General features: G+C 65.6%; 13 protein-coding genes. 8 read left to right on the forward strand and 5 right to left on the reverse strand.

The genetic code is table 11. The annotated features are described in order from the left end of the window. Nucleotides 1-28: 28 nt before the first annotated feature. Nucleotides 29-487, reverse strand: coding sequence for a DUF3617 domain-containing protein (locus tag AAA989_RS12015; RefSeq protein WP_338243876.1), 459 nt, complete (start codon nucleotides 485-487; stop codon nucleotides 29-31). A 65-nt stretch (nucleotides 488-552) separates the two neighbouring features. After that, a complete protein-coding gene (locus AAA989_RS12020) occupies nucleotides 553-1,953 on the reverse strand; it encodes a protein adenylyltransferase SelO family protein (protein WP_338243878.1) in 1,401 nt (466 codons plus the stop codon). A gap of 62 nt (nucleotides 1,954-2,015) precedes the next feature. Between AAA989_RS12020 and AAA989_RS12025 the strand changes: the two genes are divergently transcribed. The 5 genes from AAA989_RS12025 (at nucleotide 2,016) to AAA989_RS12045 (ending at nucleotide 7,766) form a co-directional block, all read left to right on the forward strand. Further along, the gene (locus tag AAA989_RS12025; protein ID WP_338243879.1) at nucleotides 2,016-2,879 is read left to right on the forward strand and encodes an alpha/beta fold hydrolase; all 864 of its coding nucleotides are present in this window, start codon (nucleotides 2,016-2,018) and stop codon (nucleotides 2,877-2,879) included. Continuing rightward, nucleotides 2,876-4,015: a glycosyltransferase family 4 protein gene (locus tag AAA989_RS12030; RefSeq protein ID WP_338243880.1), complete on the forward strand. Its 1,140-nt coding sequence runs from the start codon at nucleotides 2,876-2,878 to the stop codon at nucleotides 4,013-4,015. The genes AAA989_RS12025 and AAA989_RS12030 overlap by 4 nt, the downstream gene beginning before the upstream one ends. Nucleotides 4,016-4,142: 127 nt before the next feature. Next, nucleotides 4,143-4,934 (forward strand): tetratricopeptide repeat protein, encoded by a 792-nt coding sequence (locus AAA989_RS12035; RefSeq protein ID WP_338243883.1) that lies wholly within the window; start codon nucleotides 4,143-4,145, stop codon nucleotides 4,932-4,934. Nucleotides 4,935-4,942: 8 nt separating this feature from the next. Beyond that, nucleotides 4,943-6,310 (forward strand): outer membrane protein assembly factor BamB family protein, encoded by a 1,368-nt coding sequence (locus tag AAA989_RS12040; RefSeq protein ID WP_338243885.1) that lies wholly within the window; start codon nucleotides 4,943-4,945, stop codon nucleotides 6,308-6,310. 100 nt (nucleotides 6,311-6,410) lie between these two features. After that, nucleotides 6,411-7,766: a methyltransferase family protein gene (locus AAA989_RS12045; protein ID WP_338243887.1), complete on the forward strand. Its 1,356-nt coding sequence runs from the start codon at nucleotides 6,411-6,413 to the stop codon at nucleotides 7,764-7,766. Nucleotides 7,767-7,769: 3 nt separating this feature from the next. On the opposite strand, the gene ubiA is transcribed toward AAA989_RS12045, so the two are convergent. After that, nucleotides 7,770-8,681 carry a 4-hydroxybenzoate octaprenyltransferase gene (gene ubiA / locus AAA989_RS12050; RefSeq protein ID WP_338243889.1) on the reverse strand — a complete coding sequence of 304 codons (912 nt, stop codon included), beginning with the start codon at nucleotides 8,679-8,681 and terminating at the stop codon, nucleotides 7,770-7,772. Nucleotides 8,682-8,720: 39 nt separating this feature from the next. On the opposite strand from ubiA, the gene AAA989_RS12055 reads away from it, so the two are divergent. Together AAA989_RS12055 and AAA989_RS12060 are read left to right on the forward strand one after the other, a co-directional pair. Beyond that, nucleotides 8,721-9,515 carry a 16S rRNA (uracil(1498)-N(3))-methyltransferase gene (locus AAA989_RS12055; protein WP_338243891.1) on the forward strand — a complete coding sequence of 265 codons (795 nt, stop codon included), beginning with the start codon at nucleotides 8,721-8,723 and terminating at the stop codon, nucleotides 9,513-9,515. 50 nt (nucleotides 9,516-9,565) lie between these two features. After that, nucleotides 9,566-10,951 carry a glutamate--cysteine ligase gene (locus tag AAA989_RS12060; protein WP_338243893.1) on the forward strand — a complete coding sequence of 462 codons (1,386 nt, stop codon included), beginning with the start codon at nucleotides 9,566-9,568 and terminating at the stop codon, nucleotides 10,949-10,951. 90 nt (nucleotides 10,952-11,041) lie between these two features. Here the strand turns inward: AAA989_RS12060 and AAA989_RS12065 are convergent, their stop codons facing one another. Further along, nucleotides 11,042-11,416 carry a VOC family protein gene (locus AAA989_RS12065; RefSeq protein ID WP_338243896.1) on the reverse strand — a complete coding sequence of 125 codons (375 nt, stop codon included), beginning with the start codon at nucleotides 11,414-11,416 and terminating at the stop codon, nucleotides 11,042-11,044. A gap of 150 nt (nucleotides 11,417-11,566) precedes the next feature. On the opposite strand from AAA989_RS12065, the gene soxR reads away from it, so the two are divergent. Continuing rightward, nucleotides 11,567-12,007: a redox-sensitive transcriptional activator SoxR gene (gene soxR, locus AAA989_RS12070; protein WP_338243898.1), complete on the forward strand. Its 441-nt coding sequence runs from the start codon at nucleotides 11,567-11,569 to the stop codon at nucleotides 12,005-12,007. A gap of 13 nt (nucleotides 12,008-12,020) precedes the next feature. Here soxR and AAA989_RS12075 read toward each other — a convergent pair whose 3' ends face one another. Beyond that, nucleotides 12,021-13,307 (reverse strand): bifunctional AfsR/SARP family transcriptional regulator/alpha/beta hydrolase, encoded by a 1,287-nt coding sequence (locus AAA989_RS12075; protein ID WP_338243899.1) that lies wholly within the window; start codon nucleotides 13,305-13,307, stop codon nucleotides 12,021-12,023. Between the last annotated feature and the right edge of the window lie 53 nt (nucleotides 13,308-13,360).

Raw genomic sequence — 13,360 nt, forward strand, 5'->3', positions numbered from 1 at the left:
GATCCGCGCGTCGACCGGCCTGTGCGAATCACGAGCAGGGTCCGAGCCTGCGGCCAGTCACTGCGAAGGTCATGGTCATCGGGCCCATGCCCATGTCGCCCTGCATCGCCATCGTCATGTCGTAGGTGGTATCGGTGTAGGTGCCGTCCATCGTCATGTTCATGGTGCCCTGGTCGCTGTTGCACTGGGCAACCGCGTGGATTTCGCCGCCGCTCATCTCGAATTCGTTGTAGCGGCATTCGCCGTTGGTCTCCTCGAAGATGCGCTCCGGCGCATTGTCGAGCTGATCCTGCGTCACGCAGTTCTGCGAAGTCATGCCTTCGCCGCCAAGCATCTGGCGCATCATGTCCGCGGCCTGCGGCGGCAGATCCCCGGGGAGCTGCACGTCGGTCATGCGGCTGGTGGCTTCCCAGTTGCCGGGCTCGATGGCCCAGGCCGAACTGGCGACGGCGATGGTGGCGATGCCGGCGATGACGAATTTACGCATGGAACGTGTTCCCCCTTTTTGAAGTCGCTGCCTGTTGCGTAACATTTCCGCGCCGACAGCGCCAATCAGCCGCCGTGGCCCGGCGGGGCAGGCGGTTCGCCCAGCGCTTCGCCCATGCGCCGGATGCGCGCGACCTTGTCGTATAGCGGGGCCCAGTCGTCCCGCTCGTCGATCGCCGACCAGAGCGTTTCCACCTCGTCGATCAGCATCGATTCCGGATGGCCCTCGCTCCAGTATTCGTGACCCTGGTCGATCGATCTGGCTCCTTCCAGCGCGTCGGCCAGAGCGCCCTCCGCATCGCGGCCACCCCGATGCCGGTAAAAGAATTCGTCCGGCCCGATCTTTCCCTCGCGCATGGTCTTCTCGGCGGCGTTCACGACGGCGGCATCGGTCTCCAGCCCGCGCTCCTCGATGCCCATCCGCCAGCAGAACCGCCGCGTCATGGCGTGGTGATAGAGGCTGCCGAAGCGTTCCAGCGCTGCCACCAGCGGCTCGGCCTCCACCAGCGGGCGAAGGGCGATGGCGAACTGGCCAAGGTTCCAGCGGATCGCCTCGGGCTGCCGGCCGAAGGCATAGAGGCCGGTCTGATCGAAATAGGCGGCGGTAAACCCCGGATCCCAGGCCGGCAGCCAGCGCCACGGGCCGTAGTCGAAGCTTTCGCCGGTGATGTTCATGTTGTCGGTATTGAGAACGCCGTGGACGAAGCCCGCCACCATGTAGCTGGCCGCCAGGTCGGCCAGCCGCTCCGTTACCTGGTGCATCAGCTGGATGGCAGGTTCGTCGCGGCCCGGCGCATCCTCGGGCGGCGGCGGGCCGGGATAGACGCGCAGGCAGTAGTCCACCAGGCGCGCGAGGTGCTCGTGCTCCTCCAGCACCATCAGTCGCTGGAAGCTGCCGATGCGGATATGTCCGTGGGACATGCGAACCATCACGGCAGATCGCGTGGGTGAGGGTTCGTCCCCGCGTTCCAGCGCCTCTCCGGTCTCGATGATGGAGAACGTCCGGGACGTGTTGGTGCCAAGCGCTTCCAGCATCTCGGTCGCCATGATCTCGCGAACGCCGCCTTTCAGCGTCAGGCGACCGTCGGCGGTGCGGCTGTAGGGCGTGGTGCCGCTGCCCTTGGTGCCAAGGTCCATCAGGCGGCCCGGCCCGTCGCGCAGCTGGGCGAACAGGAACCCGCGCCCGTCGCCGATTTCCGGGTTGTACACGCGGAACTGGTGGCCGTGGTATCGCAGCGCCAGCGGGCGCGGCAGGTTGTCCGGCAACGGCTCGAACCGGCCGAAGTGATTCACCCATGCCTCTTCGGAAAGGCTTTCCAGCCCCACCGACCCGTCCCAGCGATCGTTGCGGAAGCGCAGCACGTGCTCGGGGAAGCGCGCCGGCTCGACCGGATCGGCCAGGAAATCGGCCACCTCCTCGATTTGTGTGTCGGGGGTGTATTCAGCCGGTTGCGGATCGTGTCGCATCCATCCATTAGTGGCCCTTCGCAAGGCTCGCCGCAAGGCACGCACAGGACAAGGGGCATGGATTGAGCGACGCTGCCTTCTCGGTCGGCACATGGGAAAGCGGCGACGGATTGACGTTGCGCTACCGCGATTATCCGGGGCGCGATGATCGCCCTCCCATACTGTGCATCCCCGGCCTTACCCGGAACGCCCGCGATTTCGAGCCGCTGGCGGAAGCCTTTGCGGGCGAATGGCGCGTGATCTGCGCCGATCTGCGCGGCCGGGGCGAAAGCGACTATGCCAAGGATCCGGGCAGCTACACGCCCGCGCATTATCTGGAGGATGTTTCCTCCCTGATCCAGCAGGCGGCGCTGGAAAAGGTCGTTGCCATCGGCACGTCGCTGGGAGGGATCATCACCATGTTGCTGGCGAAGGCCGATCCGGATCGGCTGGCGGGCGCCGTCATCAACGATATCGGACCGGTCATCGAGAAGGACGGGCTTGCGCGCATACGCGACTATGTGGGGCAGGGTCGCAGCTATCCCACGTGGATGCACGCGGCATGGGCCCTGCGCGACAGTTCCAGCCACATCTATCCCGCTTTCGGGACGGAAGACTGGCTGCGCTATGCCAAGCGCCTGATGTGCGTTTCGGGCAACGGGCGCATCGCCTTCGATTACGACATGAAGATTGCGGAACCCTTCTCCAGGCCGGGAGAGAACCTGGAAATCGACCTCTGGCCCGCCTTGCGCGCGCTGCATGGGCGACCGGTGCTGGCCGTGCGCGGCGAGTTTTCGGACCTGCTTGCGGAAAGCACCTTCCGCCGCATGCAAGAGGAAGTGGAAGGGATCGAGACCGTCACCGTGCCCGGCGTGGGCCACGCCCCCACGCTGGAGGAACCCGTGGCGCTGGAAGCCGTCGCCCGCCTGTTGAGCCGCGTTGCATGAGCAAGACCCCTAAGATCCTGCACCTGCACTCCACCTTCGATACAGGGGGGAAGGAACTGCGCAACGTCCGCCTGATCAACGAGTGGGGCAAGGAGGTGGACCATGCCATCGTCTCGGGCGACCTGGAAAAGCGCGGCGCGGCGCGGCTGATTGGCAAGAAGGCCAAGGTTTCATGGCCGAAATTCCCGCCCCTGCAGGGCAAGCCGACTCCGGGGCGGCTGTCGGCGCTGGCAAAGGCCATGGCGGGCTATGACCTGATCTGCACCTACAACTGGGGCGCGATCGACGCGGTGATGGCGCACACCGTCTTCGCCGATGCCTTCAAGCTGCCGCCGCTGGTGCATCACGAGGACGGTTTCAACGAAGACGAGGCGAAACGGCTCAAGCGGCGGCGCAACTGGTATCGCAAGATCGCGCTGGGGCGCACGGCGGCGCTGGTGGTGCCGTCCGCCAAGCTGGAAGACATCGCGCTCAATGTCTGGAGCCAGCCGCGTACCCGCGTGCGGCGCATTCCCAACGGAATCGATACGCGCGCCTTCGCCGCGCCGCCCAAACGCGACATCCTGCCCAACCTGGTCAAGCACAAGGACGAATTCTGGCTGGGTACCCTGGCCGGGCTGCGGCAGGTGAAGCAGCTCGACGTGCTGGTGCGCGCGATGGACCGGATGCCCCAGGAATGGCAGCTGGTCATCGCGGGCGAGGGGCCGGAGCGCGAGGTGTTGCTGGCCGAGGCCGAGCGCTGGGGCGTGGAGGACCGCGTCCACCTGCCCGGCTTCGTGGCCGAACCCGCCAAGCTGATCGGCCTGTTCGACATGTTCGCGCTCTCCAGCCAGTCGGAGCAGTTTCCCATCTCCGTGGTGGAGGCGATGGCCGCCGGCCTTCCCATCGTCGCGCCGCGCGTGGGCGATATCGGTTCGATGGTTGCCAGCGACAACGGCCCGGCGCTGGTCGATCCCGGCGACGAGAAGGCCCTGACCAAGACGCTCGCCCGGCTGGCGGACGATCCGGTGACGCGCAAGCGCATGGGCCAGGCCAACCGCGAGAAGGCGCGCGAGGAATTCGACGAACGCCGCATGATCGAACGCTACCGGGCGCTTTACTGGGGCCTGATGCAGAAATACCCGCGCGGCCAGTGACTTGTCCGAAATCGGCCTTAATGGGCGGTTCACGCGGGCGGGGACACTCTCCCCTCTTCGATTGAAAAGCCTGCGTCATCCGTTAAAGAGCGCGGCTTGATATCCATTCCAGCACGAACGACAAAAAGTGGCCAAACAACCGACCAATTCCAATGTCCCGGCGAAATCCAAGACGCGGGAGCGTGCCGACGCGGAGCAGGAAATGCTCATGCGCGAGGTGGACGAGGCCGTCCGCCAGGATGAAGTCGGCGATTTCGCAAAGAAATACGGATGGCCACTGGGCATAGCCTTCGTGGTCGCGATGGCGGCCTTCGGTGGCTTCCTGTTCTGGCAGGACAGCAGCGAGGGCGACCTTGAAGGCCAGTCCGAAGCGCTGGTGCAGGCGATCGACGAACTCGAGGCCGGCAATACCGATATCGCGGATGAAGAACTGGCCGCGCTGGCCGGCGGCGAGGGCGGTGCCGCCGCCATGGCCACGCTGCTGCGCGCCGGCATCGCGGTGGAAAGTGGCGATGCCGCTGCTGCCGCCGAGCTTTACCAGCAGGTCGCCGCCAATGAAGACCTGCCCTCCGAACTGCGCGACGTGGCCACCATCCGCAGCGTGACCGCCCGCTTCGACCAGATGGAGCCGCAGGAAGTGATCGACGCCGTCGGTCCGCTCGCCGTGCCGGACAATCCCTATTACGGCAGTGCCGGAGAGCTGGTGGCCCACGCCTACCTGGACATGAACCGGACCGAGGAAGCAGGGGCCCTGTTGATGGACCTCGCCTCCAATGAAGAAGTTCCCAATTCGATCCGTGGCCGCGCCCGACAGCTGGCAGGCCTCCTGGGCTTCGACGCCATAGAGGATGTGGACGCCACCCTGGCCGAAATCACGGGCCAGGATCCGGAAGCGGGCTCTGTCGAGCTGGTCGAATAGAAGCGAGTATGAACACGATGACGAACCTGCGCCGCAAGGCGACACGATTTGCCGCACCGTTGATGGCCCCAGTACTGGCTCTGGCCCTTACCGGGTGCGCCGGCGGACTGTTCGGTGGTGGAGACGACGAGGAAGATACCCCCACCGTGGGCAATCGGGTGCCCATTCTCTCGCGCATCGCGACCGACATCTCCGCCGATCCCGAACTCGCCAATGTCACGGTTGTCGTTCCCCCGGCCACGACCAACAGCGCGTGGCCGCAGACGGGCGGCAACGCTGCCAAGGTTGCCGGGCACGTGACCCTGTCCAACAATCCCTCCCGCGCGTGGACAGCCGACATTGCCGGCACCACCAAGACGCGCCGCCTCGCCGCCGCGCCGGTGGTTGGCGGCGGCATGCTCTACGCTGTCGACACCGCCGCGGTGATTCACGCCTTCGACGCACAGACCGGCGCGCGCCGCTGGCGCCACCAGATCCGCGTTTCGGGCGACCTGGAGGATGCGACCTTCGGCGGCGGCGCTGCCTACCACGATGGTCGCGTCTATGCGACCAACGGCGTGGGCGACGTGGTGGCGCTGGACGCCCAGACCGGCAACGAGATCTGGCGCGTGAAGCCTGCCGGTCCGCTGCGCGGCGCGCCGACGGTGGCCTTCAACGAAGTGTTCGTGATGACGCAGGACAACCAGGTCTTCGCGCTGAGCGTTGAAGACGGCGAGATCGTCTGGCAGCGCGCGGCGGCTTCCGGCCAGTCGGGCGTGTTCGGCGTGGCTGCTCCGGCCGCGGGGCAGGGCACGGTTGTTGCCGGTTTCTCGTCCGGCGAACTGGTCGCCTACCGCTACGAGAACGGCCGCGAACTGTGGTCCGACGCTCTGGCGCGCACTTCCATCAGCACGCAGGTCGGCACCTTGACCGACGTCGACGCCGATCCGATCATCGACCAGGGGCGCGTCTATGCCCTCGGCCAGGGTGGGCGCATGGCTGCCTACGAATTGCTGACCGGGCAGCGCATCTGGGAACTGACGCTGGCAGGCATTTCCACCCCCACCGTGGTGGGCGAATGGGTGTTCACCCTGACCGACGAGGCACAGCTGCTGGCCATCCAGCGCACCAGCGGCCGCATCCGCTGGCTGACCCAGCTCGATCGCTGGCGCGATGCCGAAGACCGCGAGGGACCGATCTTCTGGACCGGGCCGGTGCTGGCAAGCGGACGCCTGTGGGTCGCAAGCAGCCGTGGAGCGGTAAAGAGCCTCGACGTGACGACCGGCGAGGTGGCCGATTTCACCGAGCTGGACGACGGCGTTTCGCTGCCCCCCGTGGTGGCGAACAACACGCTGTATATCCTCGACAACGGCGGCACTATCCACGCCTGGCGCTGACCGCCGGACGGCTCGTCGAGAATGTCCCGTAGCGGGACGCCGCGAGTTGAAAAGGCAGGCGTTACCCGCCCCTTAACCGTTCGCGGCTAGTCCGCGTGCGATGGATGCACTCCAGCAGCGCACGCGGCTGCCAGCCAGCGATGTTTCCCCGTGGGTGGGCCTGGTCGGCCTGGTCACGCTGGTTTCGTTCATCCTGTTCGCGCGCAGCTGGCCGGACATCTGTGAATTCATGGGCTGGCCCAACGATCGCGGTCGCCTGTCCGGCCCGAATGCCGCGCTGATGGCCATGGTGCTCACCGGGCTTTCCATGGCTGCATGGTCGGTGCTGGTGGAGAAGGTCCACCGCAACCCGTCGACCGGAATCGACTGGTCTCGCCGGCGGCCGGTTTCCGAAGTGCTCGACATCTCCATCACCAAGCTGGCCGGACTGTGGGCGACCTGGTTCATCATCGGTGCGCTCTACATGCTGTGCCGGTGGTACTGGGACGGCAATTACCTGTTCGCCATGCGCGTGATCGGCTGGGCCATCGTGCCGCTTTTCGTGCTCTCGGTGCCCTACGTCATCTGGCTCGATCGGGTAATGGTGAACCCCCGGGACCATTGCTGGCATTTCGGCGCGATGCTGGTGGGCCGAGAGGCGTGGGACGGTGAGCAGGTGAAGAAGCACTGGCGTGCCTGGATCATCAAGGGGTTCTTCAGCGCCTTCATGATCGGCATCCTGCCGCCCGGATTCGCCGCCGTGGTGGAAACCGATGTCTCGGCAATCCTGAGCGATCCCGTGCGCCTAGGCGTGCTGCTGTTCGAACTGCTGTTCGTGATCGACGTCCAGATCGGCACGGTGGGATACCTGCTGACCCTGCGCCCGCTCGATGCCCACATCCGCAGCGGCAACCCCTTCCTGGCGGGCTGGGTTGCGGCGCTGCTGTGCTACCCGCCGTTCGTCTTCGGCTTCATGGGCGAGGGCGGCGTGATCCAGTACGAACACAACACCGCCGACTGGGCCTACTGGCTGGCTGATACCGGCCCGCTGCTGTGGGTCTGGGCTGCCTGGCTGGTGTTCCTCACCGCGATCTACGCGTGGGCGACGGTGGCTTTCGGCATCCGCTTTTCCAACCTCACCTATCGCGGCGTCATCACCAACGGGCCCTATCGCTACACCCGCCACCCGGCCTACCTGTCCAAGAACGCCTTCTGGTGGTTCTGCTACATGCCATTTCTGGTCACCTCGGATTCGCTGACCGACGCCATCCGCAACACCGTGTTCCTGGGAGTCGTCAGCGCCATCTACTACTGGCGCGCCCGAACGGAGGAAGCCCACCTGCTGGCGGAAGACCCGAAATACCGGGATTACTACGACTGGATGGAAGAGAACGGCGTCATTACCTCGCGCCTGGCCCGGCTGATCCGCAGGGCCAATCCGCGTGGGGGACGCGCGGTGCCGCAGCCCGCGGAATAGGGCCTAGCCCCCGCTGTTTCCGACCACGAAGCAGGCCGCGGCGACCAGCGCGCCAGCATATCGGTTCGAGCGGAAGCGGTTCAACGGATTGGCGGGATCGTCCCCCTTCAGCGTCACCACCTGCCAGCCCAGGTGCAGGGCGGCGGGAATCAGCGCCAGCAGCGCGATCCAGTCGCTGCGCAGCTGCCAGAAGGCGAGGCCCCACAAGGCGACGGCGGCGGCGTAGAACAGGCCCACGCCCGGTTTCACCTTGCCGCCAAGCCGCAGGGCGGAAGACTTTATGCCGACCAGCGCGTCGTCCTCCCGGTCCTGCATGGCATAGATCGTGTCGTATCCCATGCACCAGAAGAACGCGCCCGCGTAGAGCGCCAGCATCACGCCCAGGTTGTCGTCGCGCAGCGCCGTCCAGCCCACCAGCGCGCCCCAGGTGAAGACGAGGCCCAGCCAGGCCTGCGGCCACCAGGTAATCCGCTTCATGAAGGGATAGGCCGCCACCAGCGCTAGGCTGCCCAGTGCCACCAGCTGCGCCTGCCAGCGCAGTTGCAGCAGCACGATCAATCCCACCGCGCACAGCGCCAGCAGCCAGACCCAGGCCGCCTTGCGGCTCACCCGGCCGCTGGCGATGGGTCGGCTGGCGGTGCGTGCCACGCTCTTGTCCAGGTCGCGGTCGACGATGTCGTTGTAGACGCAGCCTGCGGAGCGCATCGCGATACTGCCCAGCAGGAACCACGCGATCAGCTGCCACTGCAATCCCGCGCCGGCCAGCCAGGTGCCCCAGGCGCAGGGCCAGAACAGCAGCCACCAGCCGATCGGCCTGTCGAACCGGGCAAGCAGCGCATAGTCGCGTGCCGGTTGCGGCAGGCGCTCGGCAAGCGAGCGGTGCTCGCTGTCGGGAGTGATCGTATCGGCTGCCATGGCTTGCCTGTTAGCCGCGCTTGGCTCTAGTGGAAAGCCATGCCCGCAACGCCAGCCTGGCCGCCCAAATCAGCCCCCCGCCTGTTCGTGGATGGCGAACTCTCCGCAGGGCAGGCGCGCACGATGGAAGGCCAGCAGGCCCACTATCTGGCGAAGGTCATGCGGGTATCCCCCGGCGACGCGGTGATCCTTTGCGACGACCGTACCGGAGAATGGCTTTCGGTGGTGGAGGAGCCGGGCAAGCGTTCGGTCTCTCTCAAGGTGCAGGAGCAGCTTCGCCCGCGAGAGGACGTGCCCGATTTCTGGCTCTGCCCCGCACTCCTGAAGAAGGACCGCTTCGACATGGTGCTGGAGAAGGCGAGCGAATTGGGCGTTGCAGCGATCATGCCGGTCATCACGCGCCGCTGCGTGGCCGACAAGCTGAACCCGGATCGTGCCCGCACCATCGTTACCGAAGCGGCAGAGCAATGCGCGCGCACGGCCCTTCCGTCGCTCGGCGAGCCGCAAAAGCTCGACGCGCTGCTGAAAGGCTGGCCCGAAGACCGCCTGCTGTTCTTCGCCGATGAGGAGGGCGGCAGACCCGCCGCCGACGCCTTTGCCTTCAGCAAGTATCCCGAACGCGGGGAGGGCGCGCATCGCGCCGCCATTCTCACCGGCCCGGAGGGCGGCTTCGACGACGCCGAACGCGAGGCGATCCGCGCGCTTCCGCAGGCGCGGCCCATCTCGCTCGGTCCGCGTATCCTGCGCGGTGAAACAGCCGCCATCGCCGCCGTCGCGCTGTGGATGGGGCTGGCCGGCGATTGGGATTCCGGCGAAGACGAGGAAACGGACTAGGTCAATTTGCTGGTGGCCAATCGATTCCGATCCGCTAGAGGCTGGCAGATATGAGCACGCGCAAGGCATCAGACACGCTAGAACCGCCGATCGAAAGCCGCGACCAGCTGGTCGCGCCCATGCAGGCGGGCGAAAAGCCGCGCGACCACTGGCGCATCGGCACCGAGCACGAGAAACTGGTGTTCAAGACCGACGACCATCACGCCCCATCCTACAAGGAAGATGGCGGGATCCGCGATATCCTGATGTCGATGCAGCGGTTTGGCTGGGAACCGGTGCAGGAAAAGGGGCCAGACGGCACCGTCGACACCATTGCCATGAGCGGCAGCGACGGCACCATCAGCCTGGAGCCTGCCGGACAGCTGGAGCTTTCCGGTGCGCCGCTGGAAACGCTGCACCAGACCTGCGCCGAAACCGGTCGTCACCTCGATCAGTGCCGCACCGTGGGCGAGGCCTGCGGGGTCGGCTTCCTTGGCCTGGGCATGTGGCCCGACAAGGCCCGTGAAGACCTGCCGGTTATGCCCAAGCAGCGCTACCAGATCATGATGCGACACATGCCGAGGGTGGGCAACCTGGGCCTCGACATGATGCTGCGCACCTGCACCATCCAGGTGAACCTCGACTACAGTTCCGAAGCCGACATGGTGAAGAAGTTCCGCACCGGGCTGGCCCTGCAACCGCTGGCGACCGCGCTTTTCGCCAATTCCCCGTTTACCGAGGGCAAGCCCAACGGCTTCCTCTCCTACCGCAGCCACATCTGGTCCGACACCGATCCGCACCGCACCGGCATGCTGCCTTTCGTGTTCGAGGAAGACTTCGGATACGAACGCTACGTCGACTACATGCTCGACGTGCCGATGTATTTCGTTTTTCGCGACGGCACCTACATCGACGCCGCCGGGCAGAGCTTCCGCGACTTCCTGAAGGGCGAACTGCCCGCGCTGCCCGGCGAACTGCCCACGGCCAGCGACTGGTGGGATCACCTGTCCACCGCCTTTCCCGAGGTGCGCCTGAAGAGCTTCCTCGAGATGCGCGGGGCCGACGGCGGCCCGTGGAACCGCATCTGCGCGTTGCCCGCGCTGTGGGTTGGCCTGCTTTACGACGATGCCGCGCTGGATGCCGCGTGGGACCTCGTGAAGGGGTGGACGATGGAAGAGCGCGAACACCTGCGCAACGCCGTGCCTGCCCAGGCCCTGAACGCGCCATTGCCGCGCGGCGGAACCCTGCGCGATCTTGCCCGCCACGTTCTCGACATCGCGCACGACGGGCTGGTGGCGCGCGGGCGGCAGAACTCCATGGGCGACAACGAAACCGGCTTCCTGGCGCCGCTCAGGGAGATCGTGGAAAGCGGGAAAGTCCCCGCCCAGCTGCTGCTGGACAAGTACCACGGCGAGTGGGGCGGAGACATTTCGCGCGTCTACGAAGAGGCTTTCTGAGGCGACAGCGGCAGGCCCGGCAACGGCCTTGCCTGTCGTTCCCGGCGCGGCTTCGATGGGGAGCGGAACAGCGGTTCCCTGGGGACGATCTCATTCATAGCTGACCACCTCGAACTCGATGCCGTCCCAGTCGAAGAAGTAGAAGCTGCGCGGGCCGGGGTCGTACTGGCCGTGGCTGAACGTCTCGAGGCCGGCGGCCACCACGACGCGCTCTGCCGCCTTCAGATCGTTCACCTCGATGCCGACATGGTTCATCGGCTTGCCCTTCTGCTGCCCCGAATGGTCCTCTCCATCGGACCACAGCGCGAGATAGGTGTCGTCCGCACCGACATGGGCGAATTCGCCGCTGACCGTGTGCTTGTCGCGGGCGCGCACGTGCCATCCGCAAAGCTTCTCGAACAGGCCGATCGAGCGGTCGAGATCGCTGACGGTCAGGTTCACGTGTTCGATTCGGGCGTGAGACATGATGAAAAATCCTCCTTGCAAATCATTGTCCTGCAACGATTGCGGAGCACCCATGCAAGCAACCGCGCGAATCATTGCTTGCACTGTCATGCAACCTCAAGCTAAGTTGAGGTCAAGCATTTGTGGAAAATTTTTCTCGGGAGAGCGGGTTTGCCGACGGCCAGCTTCATCACCATCGGGCAGTTGTCGAAACGTACGGGCGTGGCCGTTTCGGCGCTGCGTTTCTACGAGGAAAAGGGCCTGCTGAACCCGCTTCGAACCGGGGGAAACCAGCGCCGATACCTGCGCAGTGACATCCGCCGCGTCAGCTTCGTACTGATCGCGCAGAAGCTGGGGCTGGGGCTGGCGGAGATCGAGGAACACCTCGCCCAGCTGCCCGAGGGAAGAAATCCCATGCTGGAGGACTGGCGCAAGATCAGCCGCGCCATGCGCGAACAGATCGACGAGCGGATCACCTTGCTCAACCGCACCCGCAACCAGCTGGACCAGTGCATCGGCTGCGGCTGCCTCAGTCTCACCAAGTGCCAGCTCTACAACAAGGACGACAAGCTCGGCCTGAAAGGACCGGGGCCGCGGGCGGTTCTCGACTAGGAACGGAGCTGGGTCAGCCCGAATTCTGCGGGACGACCTCTGCGAGAAAATCGTCGATTGCAGACATCATCTTCGCGAAGGCCGGTTCATGGGCGAGAGGCACGTGATTGGCCGTGGGCAACGTTTCGAAGCGCGCGCCCCTGATGGTCGCCGCAAGTTCGGCGCCCACCTTCATGGCGATACGCTGATCGTCGCGGCTGTGAAGCACCAGCGTCGGCGCGCGCAGGTGCTCCAGCCTGTCGCGAACATCGATATCGCCAAAGCTGTCGATGAAGCGCGCCGCGTTTTCCGCCGACGTCGTCTGCTTCTGGAACTCGTTGAACTTGTCGATGTCCTCGCTCGAAGCCTCGGGCAGAAAGCTGTGTGAGAAGATCTGGCGATAGGCCGGCGTGTTCTCGCCCCAGCCGGTTTGCACCAGCGTCACCTCCGCCTCCTTGCGCCGCCGGACTTCGGGATCGGAATGCAATCGCCATCCCGCCGGATAGGCGCCGATCAGGATCAGTGCCGACACGCGTTCGGGATGGCGCGCGGCGTATTCTATCGACACTGCGCCCCCCTGGCTGATGCCGATCAGGGGAAAGCGTTCGAGGCCGATGGCATCGGCCACGCATTCCAGATCGCTCACGAAGGCTTCGAAATCTATATCGGCATCCCAGTCGCTCAGGCCGTTACCGCGCTCGTCATAGCGGTGGAGCTGATAGTTCTGGGCCAGCCGCCGATAAAGGCCCGACCAAACCGGCACATCCAGTTCGGCCTCGAGATGGCTCAGCCAGTTGGCGGCCTTGAGGACTGGCGGCCCTTCTCCCATCGAGGCATAGGCGATGCGCGTTCCGTCCATCGCGCGGGTATATCGAATGACCTGCTTCACGGGCGCATCATCGGGATCGTGCGCGGCCTCCTTTTCCGCCTGATCGAGCAGACGCTCGCGCAGGGCGGTGAGCCAGAGCGCGTAATCGTCATGATCGCCGGACGTGGTCAGGGCCAGCAGTCGCTCCCCCACCTTCCTGTCTATGATGAGGGCTGCTGAGGGGACGGTCATTCCTATCCCGTCGCGCCGGGCCTGCAGCCATTCGTCCTGCGGACCTAGGGCCTTGCGGATCTTCGCCAGCGCCCATCGCACGCCGCCCCGCGGGTCGGCCGCCTGATCCCAGAACATCTCGCAAAGGCGCTCGCGAGAAGTCATGCCGTCGTGAAAGATGAGGTAGGCGAAGAGGGCCCGCGTCTTGCGCGACTTCGGCATTTCGACCACGTCGCCGCCGCGCCGCACCGAGATGTCTTCTCCGATCTCGATAGTCGTCATGGTTGGTCCCCGCCGACCAATTCCAGGCCTCTACCACGCAAATACCACGCTTC

Origin of the sequence: Aurantiacibacter hainanensis (assembly GCF_036321025.1) — a bacterium.
GTDB lineage: Bacteria > Pseudomonadota > Alphaproteobacteria > Sphingomonadales > Sphingomonadaceae > Alteraurantiacibacter > Alteraurantiacibacter hainanensis.

What these genes read in the sequence shown, in the direction of transcription:
- AAA989_RS12015 (WP_338243876.1), bottom strand. Translation starts at nt 487, where the DNA reads ATGCGTAAATTCGTCATCGCCGGCATCGCCACCATCGCCGTCGCCAGT.
- AAA989_RS12020 (WP_338243878.1), bottom strand. Translation starts at nt 1,953, where the DNA reads ATGCGACACGATCCGCAACCGGCTGAATACACCCCCGACACACAAATC.
- AAA989_RS12030 (WP_338243880.1), top strand. Translation starts at nt 2,876, where the DNA reads ATGAGCAAGACCCCTAAGATCCTGCACCTGCACTCCACCTTCGATACA.
- AAA989_RS12040 (WP_338243885.1), top strand. Translation starts at nt 4,943, where the DNA reads ATGAACACGATGACGAACCTGCGCCGCAAGGCGACACGATTTGCCGCA.
- AAA989_RS12045 (WP_338243887.1), top strand. Translation starts at nt 6,411, where the DNA reads ATGGATGCACTCCAGCAGCGCACGCGGCTGCCAGCCAGCGATGTTTCC.
- ubiA (WP_338243889.1), bottom strand. Translation starts at nt 8,681, where the DNA reads ATGGCAGCCGATACGATCACTCCCGACAGCGAGCACCGCTCGCTTGCC.
- AAA989_RS12055 (WP_338243891.1), top strand. Translation starts at nt 8,721, where the DNA reads ATGCCCGCAACGCCAGCCTGGCCGCCCAAATCAGCCCCCCGCCTGTTC.
- AAA989_RS12060 (WP_338243893.1), top strand. Translation starts at nt 9,566, where the DNA reads ATGAGCACGCGCAAGGCATCAGACACGCTAGAACCGCCGATCGAAAGC.
- AAA989_RS12065 (WP_338243896.1), bottom strand. Translation starts at nt 11,416, where the DNA reads ATGTCTCACGCCCGAATCGAACACGTGAACCTGACCGTCAGCGATCTC.
- AAA989_RS12075 (WP_338243899.1), bottom strand. Translation starts at nt 13,307, where the DNA reads ATGACGACTATCGAGATCGGAGAAGACATCTCGGTGCGGCGCGGCGGC.